This is a genomic window from Mesorhizobium sp. BHbdii (assembly GCF_053848045.1).
In genome coordinates this window covers 396,370-421,513 of record NZ_JBSPKX010000001.1, presented here as the reverse complement: position 1 = coordinate 421,513, position 25,144 = coordinate 396,370, and the positions used below count along the sequence as shown (strand labels likewise).

Sequence of the window (25,144 nt, the reverse complement as noted above, 5' to 3'; positions counted from 1 at the left end):
TACCCTGGGGATAGGGTGACCTCTGCTTGATGCTCATAGACCGCGATCGGCGGGCTGACGTATCGTGGCGCGTCTGTGTGTCCTCATCGATGCCGAGCGCCGGAAGAGGATCTTGATGGCATCGGTGTGACGCTGGTTGGAAAGAACGTTAAATGCCTCGTTGGCCAAGAATTGACTGCGGGTGGCCTTCCTGCAGTCCCTAGTGAAGTACTAGGCCAACGGGAAATCCTTTATGCAGATTTACGTGTACCGGACCGAACGATCCTACAAGCGCAGCTTCGGGCTGCGCATGCTGGGACTCGCTCTCGGTTTGCTGGTCTGGATTGCGCCGGTCTACGCGCAAGAGGTGCTGCGCATACCCTACGTGGCCGATATCGGCACTTTCGATCCGGACAACGGGTTTGAGACCGGCGCGATAAGCGCAATCAACAACGTCTATGAAGGGCTCGTCGAATACGAGCCGGGTTCGACCAGGATTGTCGGTTTGCTCGCTAGGAACTGGGAAATTTCCGATGACGGGCTGACCTACACGTTCCACCTGGCCGGGGGAGTGAAGTTCCACGACGGCACGCCGTTCAATGCGGCGGCGGTCATAAATTCCTTCGAACGCCGCCGCGATCGTGGACTGAACCTGACCTACTTCCTGGCGAACGTGAAAGACATGAGGGCGCCTGACGATTCCACGGTCGTGCTCACGCTGGGCCATCCTCAGCCTTCTTTCCTCGACGCCCTTGCGAGTCCTTGGGGACCGAAGGTCATTAGCCCGAAAGCGCTTGCCGAGCATGACAATGGCAATTTCGCGACAACCTGGCTCAATGAGCATGCGGCGGGAACGGGTCCGTTTAAACTGGCCGAATTCAAGCGCGGCCAGCGCTATGTGCTCGAACGCAACGACGACTATTCGGGCGACAAACCGTTCTTCCGGCAGATTCAGATTTCGGTCGTGCCCGATATCAGCCAGCAGATACTTCAATTGCAGGCGGGTGCGATCGATGCCGTGCCGATCAACTATCCGTTCGCGCAACTCACCAGCTTGCCGGAGGGTCTGGAGATCACTGCGGCCCCGAGCATGATACCGTACGATCTCTTCGTTAAGCCGAACTCCCCGCTCGATAACGCGGAGGTCCGCAAGGCCGTTTTGACAGCGATCAACCCGGCGCTGTGGGTCAAGGACGCCTTTGGAGAGTTCGCACGCCTGTCGAGGTCGGTATATCCGAACGTGATGCTCAACCCGGTGAATCCGATCCGGTTCCCGACCGACTTCGAGGCAGCGAAAGCCGCGATCACCAAACATGGCGCGGTCAATTTGGTCATTGGCCTCCACAGCGCGGCCCCGAGCTACGGCCGCATCGCCGACCTGATGATAGCGCAACTGGCGTTGATCGGCGTAAAGGCAACGGCTTACGTGCTGCCCTCCGGCGCTGCTTACACCTTGAAGGACGACCCAAACCCTCCCGATTTACTGCTCACGATCGCAGGCCCGGACGCCGCTCATCCGGAAAGCCAGGCCAAGGTGTTCTTCACAAAAGACGGTTCCCTCAACTTTTTTGGGCGGGTGCTGCCGCAAGCCGATGCCATCGTGGACCAGGCCGGGCAGTTGACCGACGTCAAAGAACGCGACGCGCTCTATGAAAGAGCGGGGCAGATGTATTTCGATGCCGGCATCGTCATCCCGCTTGTGGATGTCAACGATGTGGTTGTCCACGCCAAGGGTCTGAAGGATCTTGGACTCCGTCCCGTGAACCCACCCGGCAACATCGACTTCGCCACCGTCCGCTGGGGGCGCTGAATTCCGGAACCAGGTCAGGCTCGTCACGCACATGGCTAAGCTTTCGCACCGAGTGTCCGAACCCGTGACCGAGTCCGTCCTCACCGTCAAAGACCTCTCAGTCATTCTCAGCCGCGAAGGCCGTCCTTCCCGCGTCCTTGATGGCATCAGTTTCGACATGTTTCCGACCGAGATCATCGCGCTGGTCGGCGAAAGCGGGTCCGGCAAGACAAGCATCGGGCTGACGCTTCAGGGGCTCTTGCCGCGCGAATACCTTCCGCAGATTGCAGGCTCGATCCGATTAGCGGGCATCGAGTTTGTCGGCGCGGGAAGGCGCACCTGGCAATCGGCCCGCCGCCACCTCGTCCGCGCCATCTCGCAGGACCCGATGGGCGCGCTCAACCCCACGATGACGATCCGCCGCCAGATGCGAGAATCCAATGGGGGGGCCGAGAGATCGATCGAAGACTGGCTCAACCGAACCGGCCTGCCTGACCCGGACCGCATCGCCGATGCGCTTCCGCATCGCCTGTCGGGGGGGCAGCGTCAGCGCGTGTTAATTGCCATGGCGATGATGGCAAGACCGAAGCTGCTCATCGCCGATGAGCCGACCACCGCGCTCGACGTCACCATGCAGGCGCAGATCCTCAACCTATTGCGAGATCTCGCCCGCGATCAGCAGACAGCAATTCTGTTCGTTACGCACGATCTGAGTGTCGCAGCCTCATTGGCCGACCGCATCCTGGTTCTCTACGCCGGACGCATCGTTGAAATGGGCCGCATACAGGACGTGGCCCGCAATGCCGCCCACCCCTATTCTGCCGGCCTGCTCGCCGCTCGATTCGATCTGGACTCTGATCGACGGCGCCCGCTTCCCACGCTCCCGTCCGAGCGTACGCCCTCCGTAGATGTTGGGAAAGCCTGCGCCTACGCGACACGCTGCCCGATCGCCCAGCCAGATTGCACGGCAATCCGCCCACCGCTGGAGCCTGCTTCCGTCCACGATGGTGCGGTCGCCTGCCTTCACCACGAACAGACTCCACTTCTCTCAGCGCAGCGCACTGATGGGAAACCATGGCGGGCCCAGGCGATCCAGGAGACCGTCGCCTTGAGGCTGTCCAACGTCGGAAAAACATACCCGACGGGCACCCGATCGTTTTGGGGACGGCGTCAACCGCAGCCCGTTCTTAGATCGGTGAACCTTTCGATCAAGCTTGGCGAGTGCGTGGCCCTGGTGGGGGAGAGCGGCGCCGGCAAGTCTACCCTTCTGAGGATTGCAGCCGGGCTCGTGGCATCCGATAGCGGCACTGTTACACGCTTCGACAAGCTTCCTCCGCAAGTGGTGTTTCAAGACCCCGTGGCGGCACTGACGCCGTGGCTCACGATCGGCGAGCAGATCGGCGAGCGCCTGCGGGCCATTTCGCTGGACAGCGACTACGGCCGCCGTCGCGTCGGAGAGGCAATAAAGCTGGTCGGCCTCGATCCGGTCCTGATGGACGCGCTGCCGGCCGAGATGTCGGTCGGGCAGTGCCAGCGCGCCGTTTTGGCTCGCGCGATAATCGTCCCCCCAAAGCTTCTGCTCTGCGATGAGCCAATCAGCGCCATGGACGTGTCGCTGGCGGCCACCACCTTGAACCTTCTTAGCGACGTTCGGCGGCGGCTCGAAATGGCGATGCTGTTCGTGACCCACGATCTGGCGGCCGCCAGGATCATCGCCGACCGTATCGCGGTGCTGAAAGACGGCGAGTTGGTTGAGATTGCCGATCCAGATGCCATCATTGCCGCACCACAGTCCGCCTACACGCGGTCTCTCATCGCGGCGATGCCGAGCCTGCAGGCGGGAGGCGAACGATGACCGGCAGGCCAAGCCCGGACACACTGCCTGCGCGGCCTCGGTTCAACTGGCGCGATTTCTTCCGGCGTGCCGGTTGGCTTGAAAGCGTCGGCATTGTCGGCGTGCCTGTCGTCACCGTTGTGGCCGTGCTGGCGCCATGGATCACGCCGTTCGACCCACAGCTGCGCGTCGCCGGGGCCTACCTGCCGCCTTCGGCCGGACATTGGTTCGGCACCGACGAGATCGGGCGCGATCTGTTCTCGCGCGTCATCCTCGGCGTTCAATATACGTGGCTGCCAGCGCTTGCCGTTATCGGCTTCAGTCTCACTGTGGGCTCCCTGGTCGGACTGATTTCGGGTCTCGCGGGCGGCAAGGTCGATCTGGTGCTCGAGCGGATCATCGACTTGTTTATAGTCCTTCCATCAACGCTCATCGCGCTCGCTGTCGTGGCTTCGCTCGGCCCTGGCCTGGTTAACACGATGATCGCAATAGCCATTTTCGGATGGCCCTGGTACGCGCGCATCTCGCGCGACGAAATTCGCCGCCTCAAGGCCCGTCCTCATGTCGAGGCGGCACGTATCGCCGGTGTCCGCGGTCCGCGCCTGTTGTTGCGTTACTTGTTTCCGGGAGTGGTCCCGGCCTTGCTCATCGGGGCGTCACTGGATGTCGCCAACGTCATCATGACGCTGTCGCTGATGTCGTTCCTTGGCCTTGGACTGCCTGCACCGGCGCCTGAACTCGGAGCGATGACGTCGCGCACCCTCGACAGTCTAACCGTCCATTGGTGGCTGCCGATCCTGCCGGCCGCAATCATCTTTCTCCTCTGCCTCCTCGCCAACCTTGCGGGTGACGGCATTCGCGCCGCGCTGAGGGGAGCGTAGATGCTGGCATATCTCACCAAAAGCATCGTCGGCGCCGTCGTCGTTCTCCTGGTGATGAGCTTCATCGTTTTCGGTCTCCAAAGTATAACCCCCGCCGATCCAGCACGGGCCATTGCCGGGCCGAACGCTCCGCTGGAAACGGTTGAAGCGATGCGCGAGCAGCTTGGATTGGACGACCCGGCTGTCGTTCAGTACGGACGCTTTCTATTGCGCCTCGCGCATGCGGATCTGGGGACGTCGGTAAGGACCCGGCAGCCGGTGACTGACGACATACAGCAATATCTTCCCGCTACGCTTGAACTCGGACTAGCGTCGATCGCTTTGGGAGTGGCGCTCGCCGGGGTCATGGCGGCGCTTCAGTTCCTGATTCCGGGATCGGCTGGCATAAGGCTCGCTATGGTGGGGGTGGGCGCCACGCCGATCTTTCTGTCGGCCTTACTTCTCAGCTACTTTTTCTGGTTCCGACTCGATTGGCTTCCCGGAGCGGGTCGGCTTGCCTACCGCGACGTTGCAGGCCCTACGGGACTCAACGTCATCGACGGAATACTGGTCGGCCGGCCCGAAGTCAGCGTCGACGCGCTGCTGCACATGATCTTGCCGGCGCTTGCACTGGCATTGCCTATCGGGATTGCGGTCGGGCGAAGCCTGAACGGTGCGCTTCACGAGGTGATGAGGCAGACATACATCCGGACCGCACGTGGCAAGGGTCTCAGCGAGGCAAAGGTGCTGTTGCGCCACGGTTTGCGCAATGCCGCCACGCCCCCCCTGTCCATGCTCAGCCTGCAGGTCCGCCTTCTCTTCGGCAATTTGCTTGTTGTCGAGCGCGTTTTCGGGTGGCCCGGTCTGGGCCTTTACACGGTCCAGGCTTTTGCCAGCGCCGATCTCCCGGCAGTGCTGGGCGTCGCCATCGTTTTCGGAAGCTTGTACATCCTGGTCAACACGCTCATCGAGATCGTGCAGTCAATGGCCGATTCTCGGATTAACCTCTGAAAGCGCTCACTCAGGCGCTTGCTGTCGCGCCGGCGGATGTCCTAGTCGAGTCGGCAGCGCGGATGGGGAGGCTGAAGGTTATGGATGCTCCCCCTGTCTCGACATTTTCCGCCCAAACCCGTCCGCGGTGTGCCTCGACAATCGAGTGGCAGATTGCCAGGCCCATTCCCATTCCATCCGGCTTGGTTGTGTAGAACGCCTCGAAAATCCGTTGCGGATTGCTAAGCCCGCGGCCGCTATCTCGCACTTCGACCTCGACTGTTCCGTCGTTCTGACACCGCGACATAATCCGCAGACTTCGCGCCTTGATGTTGACGTCCTGCATCGCTTCTATGCCGTTGCGGACGATGTTCAGGACGACTTGCTCCATCTGAACGTGATCGGCAGCGGTCGCAGGAAGGCGGGGATCGAGTTGAAGGTCCAGCTTGACGCTGCTCGATGCGAGCCTGTCAGCCAGGAGATCACACACTTCGCGGATCACCGCGTTCAGATCTATCGCATGCACTTCGGCTTCGGTCTTGCTGAACAGCGCACGGATGCGGGTGATCACCTGTGCCGCCGCGTCGGCGTTTCTGATGATTTTTCGGGCGACACGGCTGGCGTGATTGAAGTTTGGCGGATCGGCGTTCAGCCATCTCTGGAAGGCGCCGGTGTTGGCCACGACCGCCTGGAGCGGCTGGTTGAGTTCGTGCGCAATGGACACCGACAGTTCGGACAGGCTGGCGGCGCGCAAGGCGCGCGCGAGCCGTTCGTCCGCCAGACGCAGGGATTCTTGGGCGCGGACCTCGTCGTCGATGTCGAAGTTGACGCCGTACCAGCGAAGGATAGTGCCGTCTTCGTCGCGTAGCGGTTCGAACCGCGAATCAATCCAGCGATATTCGCCATCCTTCCGGCACAGCCGACCTTTGTGCTGGAGTGGCTCTCCACGGGCAAAGGACTTCTCGAACACAGCCTTGACGGCCGCCCGGTCATCGGGATGGAACAACTCCACATGCGAGGCGAATTGGCGCGTGCCTCGCGGTTGCGCCTTAGCCGAGTCGATGCCCGCCCAGTCGACGAACCGTTTGTTGAAGTAGTACGGTAATCCCGCCGGCGTCATCAGCCAGATCATGGTGGGAACTGTATCGACCAGCAGGCGCAGCTCACGCTCACGCTCGCGCAACGCAGATTCGGCCTTCTTCTGATCGTCGATATCCGCCGTGTGGCCGTACCAGCCGGTTATCCTTCCGTACTCATCGCGCGAAGCAATGCCGGTGTCGCGAAACCATCGATACGTTCCGTCGAACCGACGCACACGGTGCTCGTCGATCACAGGCTCGCCCGTCTGCAAGCTGTGACGCCATCGCGCCATGCTCGCCTCGACATCGTCCGGATGGACAAACTGTGTCCAATGATAATCATCGCCATCCATGATCCGGCGCATCTCATCGGCTGTCACACCTACATACTCGAGCGCCGCGGGACTGACCAAGCGAAGGCGGCCATCCGCAGAGGCCGACCATCCGAGGCCCGGAATATCGGCAATGCCGGGTCCGGTATCATGGTAGACCCGGTCATAGAAGCTCATTGTCCTGAAGATCTTTATCACGAACCATAGGGCCAGCGCCGCGACGACAAATACCGCCAACCGGACCGCGCCGCCTGTGGCCCCTGATTCCAGCGAAAACAGGATTACGGATGAAAGCAGACCGGCCGCGACAACGGCCACCAAACCGGCCTCCCAGCCGATGCAGATGCATATGACTGCAACGGCGACCAGCAGAACGTATGGCTCATTGACGAATAACGCCAGCAAGACACTCGCAGCGCCAATCGCCAATGCGACGGCGCGGCGTTGTTTCGTTGACGTCAGCTCCATTTCGACCTCTTGAGACCGCCTCTGCGTCCCACTCCCTGTCGCGGCCGATATCCGAGTCAGTTACGGAGCGCCAATGCCTGATTGTAAGCCGCTCAACGGCTGTCGACTGGAAGCGACTGCCACACATTGAAGAGATGGGAGATGGACCTTGCGTTCATCTTCTTCATCATGTTGCTCCGATGGAGCTTTACAGTGATCTCGCTGATGCCGAGATCCGATGCGATCTGCTTGTTTATCGCACCGGAGACCACGAGCCTCAGCACTTCCCGCTCGCGGGGCGTAAGGGTCTCATAAAGTGCGACGTTCATTCGCGATACGGTCGATGCCGCTCTTCGCGCGACGTCGTTGGCGATAGCGGTGGACACCGCGTCAAGGAACGTCTGGTCGCGCACCGGCTTGGTTAGGAAATCCACTGCCCCCGCCTTCATCGCCTGGACGCCCATCGCGATGTCCCCATGACCGGTCAAGAATACGATCGGCGTTAGTATGCCTTTGGTTGCTAGCACATGCTGAAGATCGAGGCCGCTCAGACCCGGCATTCGCACATCGAGAACGAGGCAGCCTGGGCGGTCCGGCAGTTTTGCGTCCAGCAGTTCCTGGCCCGAAGAAAACGACATCGTGTCGATGCCGACCGAATTCAGCAACTCCTCCAACGCGTCGCGGACCGTTGCGTCATCGTCGACCAAAATTGTTATGGGACTGTCTGCGATTCCTGAAGTTGCCACGCCCATGACTCTCGCCTCGGGGAGATATGCTGAACACGAATTGGCCGCGTTCACGCAGTCAGTACCAACCGCGCTTCTGTCACACGTCAATCAGGACCTGCGCCTCACGCGAGGCTCGGCGACCGATAGCCAGCTATGCCCGCCAATTCGTAGTGTCTACGTCAGGTCTTACGTACCCGTATCGCGGCGGGCAACGCAACACTGCAAAGGGTGATCGGACCTAGCGATTTGAATGGCTGACCTAGACCTCGGTATAGGTGCGTGGACCGTCGGTTCCTGCCCTATGTCATTCACCTTCGGAGCAGGACATCGCCGTCGCGGTGATCGGCTGCTGCGCCCTCAAGCGGGTCCCATTGTCCTGGAACTAGCCATGAAAGCCGCATCGGCACTCCATTCCTTGCACTCGGCGCCTGCCTAGTGCAGTCCCGTGCGCTGGAGTTTTCGTGGATGCCGGGCGTCAGGCGCGCCCTCTGGAAACGCGCGCCGAGCCCCGATCACAGCGGATAGAACTGAGATCCGCCGACGTCACCGCAGCAGGGCGATCTCTACCGTGGCATTGCTCGCCCTCATCCTTGGATCAATCGACTACAGCCGCGCCTTTCTCATAGCCTTCTCGATGTGGTTTATCACCGACATCGTGTCGGGCAAAAATGAGGAGCATGCTGTCCCGCATGATGCGTCGGGCTGACGGGGAATATCGTGCTGCCAGCGTTGCGCACGGCTGATGGAAATCAGGCTCTTTGCCGAAAGCGAATTGTTCGACCGAAGCGTCGGAGACCCGCGGCTCTCGGATATGCGAACTACTCCGCGTTCACGAAGCCAAGCACGGGAGATCCAGTTTGCGTCCTTTGAAAGTATCGGTGCTCGTTGGGCTGGCAGCACTGGTCGCGACATTCGTTTGGTTCCGGGGTTGCGACACTCGGATCGCCGCCACGGACATACCCATTGACGCGGCGGAAGCAGAGAAGGCTTCGATCGCCGGCTATGGCGAGATCAGGATATATCGCGACGCTCGGATCGCCGCAGGAGATGTGCGCGATTGGACGCCGGCAACCGAGCCGGATGGCCTCGATGTCCTCATGATCTCCGGCGGCGGTGCGGGAGGCGCCTTCGGCGTCGGCGTGCTTTCGGCGTGGAGCGAGACCGGGACCCGCCCGCAATTTGATCTAGTCACCGGCGTAAGCACTGGCGCCCTAATCGCGCCATTCGCGTTCCTCGGATCGGCTCATGACGGCACGCTGGTGCATCTCTTTACAAGCGGCGTCGCCGACGATCTTGTCGCAACCAAATTTCCCGTGGGCTTGATCGGATCGAGCTTGCTGAGATCCACCCCAATGAGGCGGATGGTCGAGGATTTCATTACACAAGCGGTCCTGCAGCAGGTCGCAGCCCAGCATCGCAAAGGCCGCCGGCTCCTGGTCCTCACAACGAATCTCGACACCCAGCGGGCCGTCGTGTGGAACATGGGCGCCATCGCCAACAGCGGCCGATTGGACGCGCTGAAGCTGTTTCAGGACGTTATGATCGCGTCGGCGAGCATTCCGGGCGTTTATCCGGCAGTCATGATCGAAGCCGAGTCAGGAGGGCGTCGCTTCCAGGAAATGCATTCCGATGGAGGGTCGACGTCGCAAGTCTTGATACTTCCGCAGGCAATTCTGGCAAACACGAACCCTCTCGTGCCGGGGAAACACCAGAGTGTCGATTTTCATGTGATCGTAAACAACGCGCTCATACCGGAATTCGCCACCACGCGGAATCGAACGTTGTCCGTGATCGCGAGGGCATATTCCATCCTCCTCAAGTCACAGACACAGAGCGAACTGGCTATCCTCTACAACTATGCCAAACTGACCGGGGCACGTTTCCACCTTGCGACCATTGACGCTCAAGTCCCCTATTCGATGCTCGATCCTTACAACGCCAGCTATATGCAAGCTGTCTATGACCTCGGACACGCCGGGTTGGCGGCTGGCACCCTTTGGAAACACAGCCCTGAATTCGCCGACAGGCGCCTGTGATCGGCATCCTCAACGTCAGGCTCTGCTCGGCAGGAGCATGTCCGACAGTAAGAAGGCGGATTTCCTACGCGCAAGAACGCTGTGTCACCCCAAGCGCTTTGATATTCTCCGCCAGCACCGCGCTCAGCTGCACTAGACCTTAGCATCGCCCGACAGATGCCTGCGTAGAATAGGCTGCTGCGCGGGACCGCGTCATTCTCCTCGCATCGGTCGCCCCCGACATCGATGGCGTGGTGCGGAGCCGGACTGAAGAAGGAGACGAAGATGACAAATGAAGTACCGAGCAAGGGGTTGGAGTGGACCAACCTCGTTCTGGGCGCAGGTCTGGCCTGCGCTGCCTTCGCGTTCACCGAGATGCCCGCCGCGGCTTGGAACGCGGGGATCGTCGGCGCGCTGATTGCCTGCTGCTCCGCCGTGGCGCTCTATCGCTACGGAGCATGGACGGAGTGGTCCAATCTCGGCTTGGGGTGCTGGGGGGTAGCGGCTCCGTTCCTACTCGGCTTCGGATCGGCGCAGGCGGCGATGTGGACGCACGTCTTGGTTGGGCTTTGCGTCGCGACGATCGCCATCATCCAGCTTTCGAGCGGCCGCAAGGCGCAGATGCTTTCCAAGTCCGACGTCAGATAATTTCATGGAAGGCCAGGCACCAGGAGACGGGCGCGCCGAGCTGTTTCCGCGACCGTTCCCCTGAGATGCTTCGGCGGGTTGCGCGTGAAAACCCGCGCCGCAAGCCCGAGCGGCAAGAGAACAGATCATGGACCCCGTGAATTCCGAACCCACACTCGAAGAGATGCTGGACGATCCTATCGTCCAGCATCTAATGCGGCGCGACAACGTCTGCGCCGACGATGTGAGGCGGATCGTTCATGAGGCCCGTGAGGCATATCGGCGTCGAGGCCTGCTGGTCGAACGGGGCACGCCGCTCGACTTTTCGCCAAACGGCCCGATGCTGACGGCAACGATTGCCCTTCTACTTCCGGCTGCGTCGAACGCCGTTCAGGAAGATTTCCACAGCAGAAGCAACCGCCTCCCGCGCTTCTTCGTCCGACGGCGGGGGCCGGAGCCCGAGAACGACCTGCAGATGCAGGTTGTCGCGGGTCATGCCTACAAAGTGCCCGGCCAGACGCAAGCAATCGTCCGCCTGGATTTCCCCCCGTTCCCTGGCGGCTTCGAGGACCTCGGCGAGCCGGACCGCGGTCCGTCCTGGCCCCTGTTCGTAGAACGACTTCACGAGATCGGGGAAGCGGTTGGCCTCGGTAACGGCAATTCGGTAGATTCCGATCAAAGTGGGAGACATGTAGGCGTCCATGGAATGCCGGCCGAACGCCGTCAGTGTCGCCCGCAGATCGTGGCCTTCTATTTCCTCGATCACCAAGGGCGACAGCAGATTGTCTGCGCTTTCCTTGACGATAGCGGAGAACAGGCCCTCCTTGTTGCCGAACTCATTGTAAATGTTGCGTTTCGATCCGCCGGCGCGTTCGATGATCGCGTCGATGCTCGTCGCGGCGTAGCCTTGTTCGAAAAAGACCTCGGCAGCCGCTTGAAGAAGAGCCTCCCGGCGGCCGTTGCGCCGTGTGGTCCTTGCAGCAGCCATTCATCCACTCCAGTCCATCCCTTGACTGGTAACAACCATTACCATAAACGTCAATGGTAACGCCTATTACCGGAGGCCCGTCATGCCGCAACATAGCAGGACAAAGACCATCGGCCTGCTGCTGTGCCTCTCAGCCGTGGTCGCCCTTGGCGCAGGATGGGCTTGGGCCCGTTCGGATGACACGTCGACCGACAACGCGTACGTCCGCGGGGATGTGACCGGGCTTGCGCCGAAGGTCGCGGGCTACGTCACCGCAGTAGAGGTTCGGGACAACCAGGCCGTCCGGGCGGGTGACGTCCTGTTCCGGATCGACGACCGCGACTACCGCGCGCGGCTCGCGCAGGCTGTGGCCAATGTCGAAGCCGCTCAGGCGCGCCTTGGCAATGTCGACGCCGAAGTCGAGCTTCAGCATGCCCTCATCAGGCAGGCCGAAGCCCAGACGCGTTCGGCCGAGGCCGAGCTGAACCTCGCGACCAAGGCGTCCGACCGCCGCCGTGAACTTATTCGTACCAACGCCGTAAGCCAGGCCGAGGTCGACGAAAGCGATGCCGCGCGGTCGAGGGCCGAAGCGGCCGTGGCGGCGGCATCGGCAGCACTGGAGGCACAGCGGCAACGCATCGCCGTGCTCGACGCCCAGCGCGAAGCCGCCGTGGCCGCGGTAGCGCAGGCCCGGGCCGCGGAGGAACTCGCTCAAATCGACCTCGACAACGCCGTGGTTCGCGCGCCGGTAGACGGCGTCGTCGGCAACCGCCAGGTTCGCATCGGCCGGCTTGTGGCGCCGGGTGCCTCTCTGCTCGATATTGTTCCGGTCAATGATCTGTGGGTTGTGGCGAACTTCAAGGAAACCCAGATCGAACATGTCCAGCCCGGTCAACACGTCCGCATCACCATCGATGGCTACCCAAACGAGACGTTTGAAGGGATGGTGGACAGCTTTGCGCCCGGCAGTGGGTCTGCCTTCAGTTTGCTCCCCGCAGACAATGCGACAGGAAACTTCGTTCGCGTCGTTCAGCGCGTTCCGGTTAAGATCCGATTTATCGGCAATCCGCTGCCCGGTCGCCTCGTGCCCGGCCTGTCCGCCCGTGTCGAGATTGATCGCGGTAGAGACTCATGACCGCAGTGGTCATCGCCATCCCGGACCGCAACCGACCAGCAACAGGAGCCCTTCTCGTCGCGGGCATAATACTCGCCACTCTGGCAGAGGCGATCGCCAGCACAGTCCTGTCGCTCGGGCGTGGCGATATCATCGGCGACATCTATGCAACTCCCGATGAGTTCGCCTGGCTGGATGTGGGATATACCGCTCCGAAGCTGATCGGGTTCATGGCCGCCGCCTGGCTGATGAACCGCGTCAGTCCACGTTGTCTGATCGTCGGCTCGACCATAGCCATGGGCGCAGCCTGCGCCCTTGCCGCCACCACAACTCAATTGGATCTGCTGGTTGTGCTCCGCGTAATGCAAGGCTTCTCCGGAGGCGTCCTGCTCGTCGCGGGGCAGACGATCATTTTTCTCGCTTATCCGCGACGCCACCAGCCGATCCTTCAGGCCCTGTTCGCAATCGGTTCGGTCGTTGCCCCCGCGACGATCGCCCCAGCCTTTGAGGGCTGGTTGCTCGACAGTCAGTCGTGGATGTGGATCTTCTTCAGCGTCGTCCCGGTGGCGCTGGCGGCCGCCGGATTATTGCTGCTCGCGGACTGCCCGGCGCCCGTCAAAGCCGGACCCCGCCCGTTCGACTGGCTTGGCTTCTCGCTCCTCTCGACCGCACTGTTCTGCTTCACATACGTGTTCGGCCAAGGCAGCCGATGGGACTGGTTCGAAGAACGTCACATCGTCTGCCTAACGGTGGTCGGCACGGCCACTCTGCTGGCATTTCTCGGCCAACAAGTGATCGCCAAAGGTCAGGGCCTGCTGGACTTCACCCCGTTCCGGTCGGACGATTTTTCCTTCGCCTTCATCGTCAGTTTCGTCGCCGGCGCCGCCTTGTTCGGGAGCGCGTTCCTGATCCCTTCGTTCGCCGTGTCCGTCCTTGCGTTCACGCCAACCGACGCCGGCCTGCTCCTGTTGCCGAGCGGCGCACTTTTCATCGGCGCGCTCCTCATCGCTGCTTTCCTCATGCAGGTCCGCCGCGTTCCTCCGATCGCCACGGTGCCCTTTGGAATCCTTATGATCATGGTTGCGATGGGGATGCTGTCCGGTTCGACCATCGAAAGCGGCGCGGACGACATGATGCCAGCCATTCTGTTGCGTGGCCTCGGCCTCGGCTTCCTGTTCCTGTCGATCACTCTCATCGCTTTCGGCAAGCTCAACCACCAAAACCTCGCATCCGGCGTAGGCCTCTTCAATACGGGTCGCCAGCTCGGTGGCCTCATGGGTGTCGCCTGGCTGCAGACATTGATCGAGAATAACGTCGCCGCCAATGTCGCGGTGCTCGGCGCCAACGTCACCGCGGGCATTCCCGCGGTCAGCGAGCGTCTGGCAACGACGACAGCCATGCTCGCTGCAAAAGGAATGGATCCCGTGGCAGCTGGCCGGGCAGCGACGAGCCTGCTGGGCAGAGCGGTCGCCGGTCAGTCCACAGTGATCGCCTTCGACGCCGCGTTCAACGCAGTCGCGCTGCTGTTCGTGGTTGCCGCGCCCGTGCTGGTCACGATCAAGATCGGCCTCGCCCGATACATGAGAAAGCGCACGGAACAGTCGTCCCTGGCGCTGAGGGCGGTTCCGATGCCGATCGCGCCGACGCCCGAGATGACCCCGAGCTTGCCGCCTTCAACCTTGGCCTCGAACGCCCTCGTCGAAGGGAGTCAGAGGCAAATGGAAGACGCACAGTTGCCAGCGTGACAAACGCCGCTGGAAAGATTCTCGCCAGCCAGCCATATCGTGGATGCCCGCAGTACGGTGTGATCGATTGGCAGCCATGACATGGGTAGGGGCCCGAGGCCGATGAGCTGGCATTGGAATTCGAAATCTGGCCGGCGTGATGGAATGAAACGCTAGACGGCCGAGCTAGCTGGCAGGGCGAGTGTCCGGCCAAGTGGGTGAGTTCTCGGATTGTCGTGAAATGTGCATGGGAATGGCGCACTGGGCGGCAGTGGCGGCAAACGCGGCGGAAGCCGACCGCAGCGATTCGGCGATACGCAGGGTTGTCGATAGCGCGTCCCCGGCGGGTCATTGCGCACCGCCAGGGATCAGCGGCGACACGGCGACAGCCGCGCCGCCGGTCTGTAGCGGGCTAATTGAGCCCCGCCTTGTCCAGGCCATACATTGCATCGGCGGAACCCGGCACGGTCTTGAAGCCGACGTTGAGGCGGTTCCACGAGTTGATCACCATGACAGCGAAGCTAAGATCGGAGATCTCCTTTTCCGACAGCTGCGTGCGGACGCGCTCATAGATCTCATCGGAAACGCCCTGGTCTGGCAGCTTGGTCAGGACTTCCGTCCATGCGAGTGCGGCGCGCTCGCGCGGGGCGAACAGGGTCGAATCCCTCCACGCGGCCAAGTGGTAGAGGCGCAGTTCGCGCTCGCCGTGCATCTTTGCCTGCTTGACGTGCATATCGAGGCAGAAAGAGCAGCCGTTGAGCTGCGAAGCACGAATATTGACAAGATTGAGGATGGACTCCTCGATCGAGCTTGCACGGAGAGCCGTTACAACCCCGGTGAACTTCTTCACGAGTTCCGGAGATTGCTCGGCCCAGTTAACACGGGGCCCATGCTTGGTCCCGGCCTGCGCCGTCGGTTTGGTGGCGATATTCATGAATGTCTCCTTGAAGGCGGTTTATCGCCTGCAAATCATGCCGGGACGCGCCGGGCCGAGCCATCATGCGAGAGGCCATGTCACCACTCGGCTGGTCTAGGCAGTATCATCCTGAGGGCTAGGCCAGGTACGCTTCGGCCACGCCTCATGGATTTCCATGAGGTGCAGCCGGGGGGGCGCCGAATTAGAGTGGGCCATGAGTTCGCCAGCCGAGATCATGAGTTCGCCAGCCCAGATATCGCGGAGACGTGCTACACGCAGCGTTGACAATCCCCAGCCCTTCTTTGCCCGGCAGGAGAAACCGATGATGTCCGTCTGGTCGCGCCCGCAATTCCTTCATCTGGGGCTATTTTTTGCGGCATATGTCTTGGGCTGCGGGTTCGCCCAGGCGCTCGCAATCGTCCCCGGAATAACGGTTTCCATTTGGCCTCCGGGCGGCGTTTTCATCGCGACGCTCATCCTCACCTCTCCTTACAGTTGGCCGTGGTGGATACTGGTGGGTTGCCTGGCGGAGATGTTCGCGCAGTTCGTGTGGTTCCACAGTCCGCTGCCTGCGGGCTTTCTGATCTATATCGGCAACGCCCTTGGCGCGGTTGTCGGCGCAACGCTTGTGAACCGGGCATGCGGGCGTCCGGTTCGACTTGAAACTTTGCAGGAAGTCCTCGCATTCGTCGTACTCGGCGCTGGAGTTGCGCCGCTCGTCAGCGCGACGGTCGGAAGCGCGACGCTTGCGTGGTTTGGCGTGGAATCGCAAACCTTCACGGCGGTATGGCCGCTGTTTTGGATTGGAGACGCCACCGGAATCCTGCTCGTAGCGCCACCGGCACTGGTCGTGATCCAGTATTGGCGCACCAAAACCCAACTCTCTCCCGCGCAGCCGGTAGAAGCCAGCGTCCTGGGTCTGATCTTCCTGGGGGTCGCCGCGCTTTCCTTGAGCGACGTCTACCTGCCCACCCCCTACATCATCATGCCGCCCCTTCTTTGGGCCGCGGCGCGCTTCGAGTTCAGAGGCGCCGCCGTCGCCTTGACGCTCCTCGCCCTGATCACGATGGCACTTACGATATCTGGAGACAGCCAGTTTGTCGGCGCTCCCGAATTCCAGAGACAAAGGCAGGTCATGCTGCAGCTTTTTCTGGCAATCTCGGCATTTTCGGCGCTCATCGTGGCGGCCATATCCCGGCAGCGTCAGCTGGCGCTGGTCACATCGCGCGACAGGGAGCGGGAGCTTTCGCAGCTTGTCGATATGGTTCCAAGCCACGTCTGGCGTCTCGCGCCCGACGGCGAGCCGATTTTCTTCAACAAGCGCATGGTCGATTTTCTCGGCCTGGACGTGGCGGATACGATCAAGCCGGGCATGAGCCGCATGACGGCGATGATAGAGGCCGGCGTCCATCCGGACGACAGAGCAGCGTTCTCGGACACGCTCCGCCATTGTCTCGCCACCGGCGAGGTCCTTGCGATGCGGTATCGCTTGCGCCGTCAAGACGGGGTCTACCGCTGGATGTCGAGCCGCGCCGAGTCGATGAGGGACCAGGACGGGCGCATCGTCCAGTGGTACGGGCTCTGTCACGACATAGACGATCAGATGCATGCCGAAGAGGCGCTGCGGCGGAGCGAGCGGCAGCTTCAGGAGACGATCGATGCCGTACCAGTCCGGATCTGGAGCGCAAAGCCTACGGGCGGGCCGGTCTACTTCAACAAGCGCTACCAGGACCATTTCCGCTCCGTCATCGCGGATTTCGAAGCTCTCGAGGAGCCGCGCATCGAGAATTTGCTCCAGGAGCTGATCCATCCCGAAGATGCTCCCGAGGTGCAGAACACTCTACGGAATTGCTTCGAAACCGGCGGCATGTCCACGATGCGATTTCGTTGGCGCGAAGAGGATGGCGCGTATCGCTGGGCGGAGTGCAGGATAGAGCCTCGGCGCCATGAAAACGGTGAGATTGCGGAATGGTATGGCGTTTCTCTCGACGTCGACGATGAGGTGCGCGCGCAGGAGGCCTTGCGCGACCGGGAACGTCAGCTTCAACAACTCATCGACACCGTGCCCGTGCAGATCTGGTGCGTCACGCCCGGAGGGGAGCCTGCATACATCAACAAGACGATGATGGACTATATCGGCCTGAAGCTGGACGATTTTGATGCCGAGGGAGGATTGCCCAGCGCGATCCAGACCATCGTTCATCCGGACGACAGGGCTCCTTTGCTGCAGGCCTTGACCCATTCCTTCAACACGGGCGAACCGTTCGAGCTGAAGTTTCGCAATCGCCGGTGGGATGGTTCATACCGCTGGACGGAGGGGCGTGCTGAAGCACTCCGTGACGAGAGCGGCCGCATCATCCGGTGGTTCGGCGCCAACGTCGATATCCATGATTTCGTGACTTCTCAGGAGGCGCTGCAAGAGAGGGAGCGCTTCCTCTGGCAGCTCGTTGAAACTCTACCGGCGATGATCGATTGCGCGGCGCCGGATGGCGAGCCGGTCTATCGTAGCCAGCAGCTCCGGGAGTTCCTGGGGTATGAGCTTGAGCGATTGGACGGCACCGGAAAGTCCCGGCTGGCCGGCACGCTTGACGCCGGTGTGCATCCCGACGACTTGGCGGGCGTAAAGGGAGGATATGCCCATTCGTTGTCCACGGGCGAGCCCTATGCGCGCAGGCACCGCCTGCGGCGGTTCGACGGCGAGTATCGCTGGGTCGAGACACGCGCCGCGCCGATGCGCAATACCGAAGGGACTATCGTGCAGTGGAATGTCATCTGCCTCGATGTTGAAAATGAGGTTCGGGCGGAGGAAGAGCTGCGGCTGGCGCAAGAGAGCCTTGCACGAGCGAGTCAGGCCGCGAGCCTTGCTGAGCTCTCTGCTTCCATCGCGCACGAAGTAAACCAGCCGCTGGCGGCCGTGGTGGCGAACTCGCATGCCTGCCAGCGATGGCTTATGGCTGAGCCGCCAAATCTCGAGCGTGCGCAGAAGACGGTGGAACGCATTATTCGTGACGCAAATGCGGCCGCCGACGTCGTGAGTCGCATCCGCGCTCTGTTCAAACAATCCGGCGAGGCAAGGAGTCCTACAGCGCTCAGTGGCGTTATCGCCGAGGCGCGCAACCTCATGGCCGAGGAAGCGGCGCGGCGGCGCGTCCGCATGGATATCGACGTCGAAAGCGACCTGCCGCTCGTCGCGCTGGACCGTGTACACATCCAGCAGGTTCTGGTGAACCTCATTCGCAACGGCATGGATGCCATGGACGCCGTTACGGGCGACCGAGTTCTTGAGGTCCGTGTTCGCCCCATAGGCGATGTGGTTCAGACGGAGATCAGCGATCGTGGCGCGGGGATCGAGTTTCCCGAAAACATATTCGAACCGTTCTTCACGACGAAGGGGAATGGAATGGGCATGGGGCTCGCGATCTGCCGTTCGATCGTCGAATCGCACGGCGGACGCCTGTGGGCGGAGAAGAACGACCCACAGGGGGCGACGTTCGTCTTCACCTTGCCGATTGAAGTGAAAGCGGCGCCATGACCACAGATGACCATATCGTCTTCATCGTGGACGACGATGCGCGCCTGCGGGAGGCGCTGAGCGAGCTGCTGGATTCGCACGGTATCCGCGCCGCTGCCTTCGGATCGGCCAGCGAATACATCAGGGCAAATAAGCCGGACATCCCGGCATGCCTCATCCTCGACGTCGAGCTGCCCGACATCAACGGCCTGGATCTGCAGAGGCAGATATCAAAGGGAGATCATCCGCCGATCGTTTTCATAACAGGGCACGGCGACATCCCGTCCTCCGTCCAGGCGATCAAGCATGGCGCCGTGGACTTTCTCACCAAGCCTTTCAGTGATGCGGATCTCATGGCTGCAATCCAAGCGGCGCTCGCCGAGGATCGAGAAAGGAGGTCCGCGCGTGCTGAACTGGTCGCGCTGAAGCAACGCTATCTCGACCTGACGCCGCGCGAACGCGAGGTGCTGCCGCTCGTGGTGAGCGGCCTTCTCAACAAACAGGCAGCCGCTGAACTCGGAATCAGCGAGGTCACGCTGCAGATCCATAGAAGGAACGTGATGCAGAAAATGGCGGCGTCATCGCTCGCCGATCTCGTGCGTATCGCGCAGCGACTGGAGATACCGATCACCCACTCGCGCCGAGCGGGAGGGAACCGGGCGTGACCAAGGGAAGACCTGTCGTGGCCGTTGTCGATGACGATCCAAGGCTACTCGAGTCGCTGGAGGATCTGTTGGAGTCCGCCGGCTATGCGGCCCGCAGCTTCTCGTCGGCGCGATCATTGCTCATCAGCGGGCTGTCCGGCCTTGACGTGCTCATAACCGACATCGGGATGCCCGGTATGGACGGCTTCGAACTTTGTGATCTGGTGAAGAAGGTGCGCCCGGACCTGCCGGTGTTCCTGATCACCGGGCGCCACGAGATTGCCGATGCGGACAGAGCTCAGGGCGTCAGCGGGTGCTTCCGTAAGCCCTTCGATGCGAAGGTCATGCTGGCAGCCATCGGCAATGTATTGCGCAAATCGAAAAATGGAGATGAACATGAGGGTTGAGCAGCCGCCGCACTTACGGAGATCGGCGCCATTGTCATCGCAGCGCAGGAGCGAAGCGGAGCAGCCCCTCGTTATCATTGTGGATGACGATGCGTCTGTTCAGGAGGCGCTGTCCGAATTGATACTTTCCGCCGGGTTCCAGCATGTCTGTTTCAGCTCGACGCGCGAATTGCTCGATGCCGACGTACTGGATAACGCCGGTTGTCTGATCCTCGACGTGCGTATGCCAGGAGCGAGCGGCCTCGATCTGCAGCGGCATCTGGCCCAAACGGGCAACCCCAAGCCAGTCATTTTCCTGACCGGGCATGGCGACATTCCGATGACCGTCCAGGCGATGAAGGCCGGGGCTGTGGATTTTCTCACCAAGCCGGTGCGGGACCAAACGCTGCTTGACGCTGTTATTGCGGGCATTGCGATGGATGCCGCGCGGCGGGCGGAAGCTGCGGTCGTCAAGCGCAATGTCGAACGCTTTGAAACGCTGACGCCACGCGAGCGCGAGGTTCTGCATCAGGTGGCGCGCGGGCGCCTCAATAAGCAGATCGCCTTCGAGCTCGGCATTAGTGAGGTGACGGTAAAGCTGCACCGCGGCAACGTCATGCGCAAGATGGAGGCCGCTTCCATCGGTGAGTTGATCCGGGCATGGGAGACGCTGCCGGCGGCGATGCGCGACGCCGGCACGAACAAGACTTTGGCATAAGGCGATGGATGCTTCCGTCCGAAAAGGATAGGCTAGCGCAGGGATATCCCTCCTCGTGCTTCACGAGGAGGTCGCTTGAAGGCAGCGGACTTGTCGGGTCAAGCAATTCACGGCGTACAGCAATGTACGACTTCCGATGTGGCCTTCTAAGCGCGAAACTGTCGGATAATTTGGCCCTTAAACGTGTTTCATTCTTCGAAGGGTGCGTTCGACACGAGGTCGACGGAAGAAGGAACTCGATATCCAGGTATGTAACGTTCACCGAAATCCCGGACGAAATTGTCGTAGGTCGTTTCCGGTCTGGCCTCGGCGATGTGACAGAAGCACCGGCTCATCCGCCGCTTCATTTCGAGCCGCGGGAATTCCTTAACGATCCTAGCTATCTCTGCTGCGGGGATAAGCTCGTATTGCAGGCCGACCACATCCAGGCAGATGGCGGCAGTACAGAGCGCCACCTCCGCCTCCTTGTAGAGGCCGATCGACGGGGTTGAGTTGAGAGCGACGCTGTCCCAGATGAGCTGGGCTCGGCGCTCGTCGACACCGGCTTGCCGGGCGAAGATCCTCGCTAGATCGGCGCCTTCGACTTCGAAACGCCGCGGACCGTTAAAGCGTTCATTGAGCGTGATGTCGTGCAACAACGTTCCCACGGCGACGACTTCCGCATCGTGATCAATGTTCCGAAGCTGCCCGATCCGTGTCGCAAACAGCCAACAACGGACCACGTGATTGAACAGATAGGGCTCGCTTTCCCGGCGAGCATAGTCGAGCGCCCGCTTGACGAGCGGCGTATCAGGAACCAAAACCCCTGCAAGTATCCGACTGCCAGTGCTGTTCACGTCCATAGTCTCCTCAGCGAGTTTTGAGCTGCAGCTTCGCCGGCACATGCGTCAGCCGGGCGCTCACGTGAGGCCAAGGCCTCCGTCGGCGGCAATCACTTGGCCGGTCATCCAGTCGGACGCCGGATCGGCCAGGTGGACGATCCATCTGGCGACGTCGTCGGGAATGCCGCGCCGTTTGAGCGGTATCTGCTCGCGCTCGGCTTCCTCGATGACTGCCGCATGTTCCGGCGAGAGCCCCATCATGCCCGTCAGCGCACCGGATTCGGTCGGGCCGGCAGCGACGGCATTCACGCGCACGCCGAGATGCGCAAGCTCCAGCGCCCAGCAGCGGGTCAGGTGCTCCAGCGCGGCCTTGCTGGCTGCATAGTGCGATAAACCGGCTCCTGGCTTGTGGCCGAACGTGCTAGAGATGTTGATGATCGCTCCTTTTGCGGCACCCAGGTGTGGCAGGGCAGCCGCCGCCAGCAGGCTCGGGCCGACGACATTCACCGCGAAGATTTTCGTGATCCGTTCGGCGGTTGCATCGCTCAGAGGCAGGAGAGCGCCTGCGCCGGCATTATTCACCAGCACGTCCAAGCGGCCCCATGTGTCGATTGCCGTCGCAATGGTGCGCGCGGCATCGGCGGGCTCCGCAGCATCAGCGACGAGACCTCTGACGGCCGGGTGCTCGGCGGCCACTTCGTCCAGAATTGCCGTGCGGCGCCCGGTGACGAGGACCTTCGCGCCTTGCGCGGCAAAGCCCAGCGCCGCGGCGCGGCCGATGCCGGAGCCTCCGCCGGTGACAATGACGACCTTGTTATCCAGAGTGGGCATGATCTCGCTCCTGGCCAGCTTCCGGGCTGGGCAAATTTTCGGATTGATGGGTGTGCCGCGAACGCTTCGGAACGAATACCGCGATCGGATCGCTCGCCGGCAAGTTCAACTCCAAGACGACGCCCCGTCAGCCAGCCGGACGCTCCCATTGGCATCCGATCGGTCCGGACGGCCGAAGACTGCCGGCTGGGAGGCCATCGTCTGCGTCAGGCGGCGGTGAATGCTTCGCGCTCATTCGCCGAGATCAACCCCTCGTGCCGCATGGCCTCCTGCACGGCCGGACGGTTCGCCATGCGCTTGCGCAGAGCAACCAGCTGCGCGGGAACGGAGACATCGAAGCGCTCGGCCCATAGCAGCATCACGAAAAGATAGAAGTCAGCCACGCTGGGCGTTGCGCCAAACAGGTAGTCGCCCGCAAGGTTGCCAGAAAGAATGTCCAGCAGCCTGGAAAGCGTCGCTTTTGCCTGTGCCTTTTGGGTTTCTCTGCTTGCATGCCACATCGGCTTGAAGCTGCGGTGCACCTCGGTCGAGATGAAAGCCAGCGCTTCTAGCACGCGCATGCGGCCAAGGTTTCCTGGAATACCGAGCGTTGGATATTCCGTGGCGAGCCAATCGAGGACGGCGATGTTCTCGGTGAGGACTTCTCCGCTGTCCAGCACCAGCGCCGGAACGTAGCCCTTGCGCGTCACGTCGTTGAAATCGGCCCCCGAGGCCGTCCGCTTGGTCTTCAGGTTGACGCTCTCCCGCTCGAATGGCACGCCAGCCTCGAGTAGGGCGATGTGATCGGCAAGACTGCAAGCAAGCGGGCTGTAGTATAGTTTCATGTTCATTGTCCTTCTGGGGAGGATATTCCTGGAGGAGTAGCGGTATCGCTGCAGGCAAGCGGCTAGCGGTAGCCGACGCCGGTGACATAATTGAAGAGCATCCGCTCCTGAATTTCTTCCTGCTCAAACAACATTTTCATCGCGTCTCGTATGTCCAGTATGCCGAGAGGCCTGGCGCCGACGTCGATGACCGGAATGTTCTGCAAGCTCCGCGCCGCCATGGTCTGCCATACGTCGTGGACATCGTCCTGCGGACTGCAGGAGACAATGGATCTGTTCATCAGGTCGGACACTGGCGGTGTCTTGGCCCCCGGGCCGGTGAGATGGCGCACGAGATCGGATTTGCTGAGCACACCCTCCGCGCCTCCGCCTGCATTGCATACCACAACGAGGCCGATGCCAGGCCTGGACAGTGAAAGGGCGGCCGCTTGCACCGTTGCATCCAAGTCGATCACGGCCAGGCGCGACGACGTGAAGGCATGCAGTTCGCCGATGAGCATTGCGCCGTCCTTGGTTGCGTGCCGTGCCGCCAAGCCTTCAAACGCTCCGGCGGCGCGGCGCTTTCCTGTTCAAACAGGGCGATAGATTCCGACCTTATTCTTCGTAGGGGAGCACAAGTTCGGTCTCGCCGGTGTCGACGATGAAGACAGCCAGCAGCCGGGCGGGGTCAGTCGCGCTGGCATTCTGGCTGACGCGGTGACGATCGCCGGGATATTCGGACCAGCTCTCGCCGGCGCGATAGGTGACCACCGGGCCATCATTGACCTGACTCTTGATCGCCCCTTCGAGAACCGTGGCGTAGATGAAAGCAGATTTGGGATGGAGATGCGCGGGCGAGTTGCCGCCTGGCTCATAGTCGACAAGCACACCTCTCATGCTCTTGCCGGGCACGTTCGGAAGCGGCTGATCATAAACGAGCTTCACGTTTTTGAAAGCGCCAGCCGTATTGTCGGCCAGCGCGGCGGTGGCGATGAACGCCGCGAGAGCGGCGGTGCTGTAGAGTATACTCCGGATCATTTGTCTGGTCTCCAGTTTGCGGTTGAGATTGGGGTGATCGCCGGCCGGAGGGGAGGACGGCCGGCGATCGGGCTCTCGCCTCAGGACACGGCGCGAGCCTAGGACCTGATGAAGGTGAGCAAGTCGGCGTTCACCACATCGGCATGCGTGGTACACATCCCGTGCGGAAAGCCCTCATAGATCTTGAGCGTGCCGTCCTTCAGAAGCTTTGCGGATAACGGCGCGGAATCGGCAATGGGCACGATCTGATCGTCCGTGCCGTGCATGACGAGTGTCGGCACGTCGATGATCTTGAGGTCGTCGGTGAAATTGGTTTCCGAAAAGGCCTTGATGCCGTCGTAGTGCGCCTTGGCGCTGCCCATCATGCCCTGCCGCCACCAGTTCTGGATGATGCCCGGGATCGCTTTCGCGCCCGGCCGATTGAAGCTGTAGAAGGGGCCCGATGGGAAATCGATGTAGAACTGCGCGCGGTTGTCGGCGAGCGACTTGCGCAGCCCGTCGAACACTTCGATCGGAAGGCCGCCAGGATTGGCCGGCGTCTTCACCATGATTGGCGGCACCGCGCCGATGAGGACGAGCTTCGCGGTGCGCCCGTTGCCGTGGCGGGCGACGTAATGAGCGGCTTCGCCGCCGCCGGTCGAGTGGCCGATATGGATTGCGTCCCTCAGGCCGAGATGCTCGACCACCGCCGCCGCGTCGGCAGCATAGTGATCCATATCGTGACCGTCGCTCACCTGCGCAGAACGGCCGTGCCCGCGCCGGTCATGGGCTATGGTGCGATATCCATGCCCGACGAAGAAAAGCATCTGCGTGTCCCAGTCGTCGGCGCTGAGCGGCCAGCCGTGGTGGAAGACGATCGGTTGAGCATCCTTCGGACCCCAGTCCTTGTAGTAGATCTCGGTGCCATCCTTGGTGGTGATAGTGCTCATATCTTTCGATCCTTCTTGAGAGATGGATGAGTTCGATTCCTGGCCGGCTGTCCCTTGCCCGA

Annotated in this window: 23 protein-coding genes; 13 read left to right on the top strand and 10 right to left on the bottom strand. The window is 61.6% G+C overall.

Annotated features, from left to right (window positions below; genetic code table 11):
* Window positions 1–244: 244 nt before the first annotated feature.
* The 4 genes from ACWTU8_RS02010 (at window position 245) to ACWTU8_RS01995 (ending at window position 5,473) form a co-directional block, all read left to right on the top strand.
* Window positions 245–1,789: an ABC transporter substrate-binding protein gene (locus ACWTU8_RS02010; protein WP_455846831.1), complete on the top strand. Its 1,545-nt coding sequence runs from the start codon at window positions 245–247 to the stop codon at window positions 1,787–1,789.
* Window positions 1,790–1,853: 64 nt separating this feature from the next.
* The gene (locus ACWTU8_RS02005) at window positions 1,854–3,623 is read left to right on the top strand and encodes an oligopeptide/dipeptide ABC transporter ATP-binding protein (protein WP_455846830.1); all 1,770 of its coding nucleotides are present in this window, start codon (window positions 1,854–1,856) and stop codon (window positions 3,621–3,623) included.
* Window positions 3,620–4,483, top strand: coding sequence for an ABC transporter permease (locus tag ACWTU8_RS02000; protein ID WP_455846829.1), 864 nt, complete (start codon window positions 3,620–3,622; stop codon window positions 4,481–4,483). Before ACWTU8_RS02005 ends, ACWTU8_RS02000 begins: the two co-directional genes overlap by 4 nt.
* Window positions 4,484–5,473, top strand: coding sequence for an ABC transporter permease (locus ACWTU8_RS01995; RefSeq protein WP_455846828.1), 990 nt, complete (start codon window positions 4,484–4,486; stop codon window positions 5,471–5,473).
* Between the two features lie 10 nt (window positions 5,474–5,483).
* Here ACWTU8_RS01995 and ACWTU8_RS01990 read toward each other — a convergent pair whose 3' ends face one another.
* Window positions 5,484–7,331 carry a PAS domain-containing protein gene (locus ACWTU8_RS01990; protein ID WP_455846827.1) on the bottom strand — a complete coding sequence of 616 codons (1,848 nt, stop codon included), beginning with the start codon at window positions 7,329–7,331 and terminating at the stop codon, window positions 5,484–5,486.
* Between the two features lie 92 nt (window positions 7,332–7,423).
* Window positions 7,424–8,062, bottom strand: coding sequence for a response regulator transcription factor (locus ACWTU8_RS01985; protein WP_455846826.1), 639 nt, complete (start codon window positions 8,060–8,062; stop codon window positions 7,424–7,426).
* Between the two features lie 544 nt (window positions 8,063–8,606).
* Here ACWTU8_RS01985 and ACWTU8_RS01980 point away from each other — a divergent pair.
* The 3 genes from ACWTU8_RS01980 to ACWTU8_RS01970 all read left to right on the top strand — a co-directional run bounded on the left by ACWTU8_RS01980 (window position 8,607) and on the right by ACWTU8_RS01970 (window position 10,701).
* The gene (locus tag ACWTU8_RS01980; RefSeq protein WP_455846825.1) at window positions 8,607–8,744 is read left to right on the top strand and encodes a hypothetical protein; all 138 of its coding nucleotides are present in this window, start codon (window positions 8,607–8,609) and stop codon (window positions 8,742–8,744) included.
* Window positions 8,745–8,895: 151 nt separating this feature from the next.
* Window positions 8,896–10,074, top strand: coding sequence for a patatin-like phospholipase family protein (locus tag ACWTU8_RS01975; protein ID WP_455846824.1), 1,179 nt, complete (start codon window positions 8,896–8,898; stop codon window positions 10,072–10,074).
* A 264-nt stretch (window positions 10,075–10,338) separates the two neighbouring features.
* Window positions 10,339–10,701, top strand: coding sequence for an SPW repeat protein (locus ACWTU8_RS01970; protein ID WP_455846823.1), 363 nt, complete (start codon window positions 10,339–10,341; stop codon window positions 10,699–10,701).
* Between the two features lie 343 nt (window positions 10,702–11,044).
* Here the strand turns inward: ACWTU8_RS01970 and ACWTU8_RS01965 are convergent, their stop codons facing one another.
* A complete protein-coding gene (locus tag ACWTU8_RS01965) occupies window positions 11,045–11,668 on the bottom strand; it encodes a TetR/AcrR family transcriptional regulator (RefSeq protein WP_192358003.1) in 624 nt (207 codons plus the stop codon).
* A gap of 82 nt (window positions 11,669–11,750) precedes the next feature.
* Between ACWTU8_RS01965 and ACWTU8_RS01960 the strand changes: the two genes are divergently transcribed.
* Both ACWTU8_RS01960 and ACWTU8_RS01955 read left to right on the top strand, forming a co-directional pair.
* Window positions 11,751–12,782: an HlyD family secretion protein gene (locus ACWTU8_RS01960; protein WP_455846822.1), complete on the top strand. Its 1,032-nt coding sequence runs from the start codon at window positions 11,751–11,753 to the stop codon at window positions 12,780–12,782.
* The gene (locus tag ACWTU8_RS01955) at window positions 12,779–14,506 is read left to right on the top strand and encodes a DHA2 family efflux MFS transporter permease subunit (protein WP_455846821.1); all 1,728 of its coding nucleotides are present in this window, start codon (window positions 12,779–12,781) and stop codon (window positions 14,504–14,506) included. The genes ACWTU8_RS01960 and ACWTU8_RS01955 overlap by 4 nt, the downstream gene beginning before the upstream one ends.
* A gap of 391 nt (window positions 14,507–14,897) precedes the next feature.
* Here ACWTU8_RS01955 and ACWTU8_RS01950 read toward each other — a convergent pair whose 3' ends face one another.
* Entirely contained in the window at window positions 14,898–15,419 is a 522-nt protein-coding gene (locus ACWTU8_RS01950) for a carboxymuconolactone decarboxylase family protein (protein ID WP_455846820.1), read from the bottom strand.
* 304 nt (window positions 15,420–15,723) lie between these two features.
* Between ACWTU8_RS01950 and ACWTU8_RS01945 the strand changes: the two genes are divergently transcribed.
* Genes ACWTU8_RS01945 through ACWTU8_RS01930 form a run of 4 tightly spaced genes read left to right on the top strand, consistent with a single transcriptional unit; the run spans window position 15,724 to window position 20,660 of the window.
* The gene (locus ACWTU8_RS01945; protein ID WP_455846819.1) at window positions 15,724–18,933 is read left to right on the top strand and encodes a PAS domain-containing protein; all 3,210 of its coding nucleotides are present in this window, start codon (window positions 15,724–15,726) and stop codon (window positions 18,931–18,933) included.
* Entirely contained in the window at window positions 18,930–19,577 is a 648-nt protein-coding gene (locus ACWTU8_RS01940) for a response regulator transcription factor (protein ID WP_455846818.1), read from the top strand. Before ACWTU8_RS01945 ends, ACWTU8_RS01940 begins: the two co-directional genes overlap by 4 nt.
* Window positions 19,574–19,963 carry a response regulator gene (locus ACWTU8_RS01935; RefSeq protein WP_455846817.1) on the top strand — a complete coding sequence of 130 codons (390 nt, stop codon included), beginning with the start codon at window positions 19,574–19,576 and terminating at the stop codon, window positions 19,961–19,963. The genes ACWTU8_RS01940 and ACWTU8_RS01935 overlap by 4 nt, the downstream gene beginning before the upstream one ends.
* The gene (locus ACWTU8_RS01930; RefSeq protein WP_455846816.1) at window positions 19,953–20,660 is read left to right on the top strand and encodes a response regulator transcription factor; all 708 of its coding nucleotides are present in this window, start codon (window positions 19,953–19,955) and stop codon (window positions 20,658–20,660) included. The genes ACWTU8_RS01935 and ACWTU8_RS01930 overlap by 11 nt, the downstream gene beginning before the upstream one ends.
* A 188-nt stretch (window positions 20,661–20,848) precedes the next feature.
* Here the strand turns inward: ACWTU8_RS01930 and ACWTU8_RS01925 are convergent, their stop codons facing one another.
* The 6 genes from ACWTU8_RS01925 to ACWTU8_RS01900 form a co-directional block, all read right to left on the bottom strand.
* Window positions 20,849–21,502 (bottom strand): hypothetical protein, encoded by a 654-nt coding sequence (locus tag ACWTU8_RS01925; RefSeq protein ID WP_455846815.1) that lies wholly within the window; start codon window positions 21,500–21,502, stop codon window positions 20,849–20,851.
* A 57-nt stretch (window positions 21,503–21,559) separates the two neighbouring features.
* On the bottom strand, window positions 21,560–22,312 hold the full coding sequence (locus ACWTU8_RS01920) for an SDR family NAD(P)-dependent oxidoreductase (RefSeq protein ID WP_455846814.1): 753 nt from the start codon (window positions 22,310–22,312) through the stop codon (window positions 21,560–21,562).
* 206 nt (window positions 22,313–22,518) lie between these two features.
* Window positions 22,519–23,136, bottom strand: coding sequence for a glutathione binding-like protein (locus tag ACWTU8_RS01915; protein WP_455846813.1), 618 nt, complete (start codon window positions 23,134–23,136; stop codon window positions 22,519–22,521).
* Between the two features lie 62 nt (window positions 23,137–23,198).
* Entirely contained in the window at window positions 23,199–23,636 is a 438-nt protein-coding gene (locus tag ACWTU8_RS01910) for a CBS domain-containing protein (RefSeq protein ID WP_455846812.1), read from the bottom strand.
* Window positions 23,637–23,730: 94 nt separating this feature from the next.
* On the bottom strand, window positions 23,731–24,153 hold the full coding sequence (locus ACWTU8_RS01905; protein WP_091597564.1) for a cupin domain-containing protein: 423 nt from the start codon (window positions 24,151–24,153) through the stop codon (window positions 23,731–23,733).
* Window positions 24,154–24,251: 98 nt separating this feature from the next.
* Window positions 24,252–25,082: an alpha/beta fold hydrolase gene (locus tag ACWTU8_RS01900; RefSeq protein WP_455846811.1), complete on the bottom strand. Its 831-nt coding sequence runs from the start codon at window positions 25,080–25,082 to the stop codon at window positions 24,252–24,254.
* Window positions 25,083–25,144 lie beyond the last annotated feature (62 nt).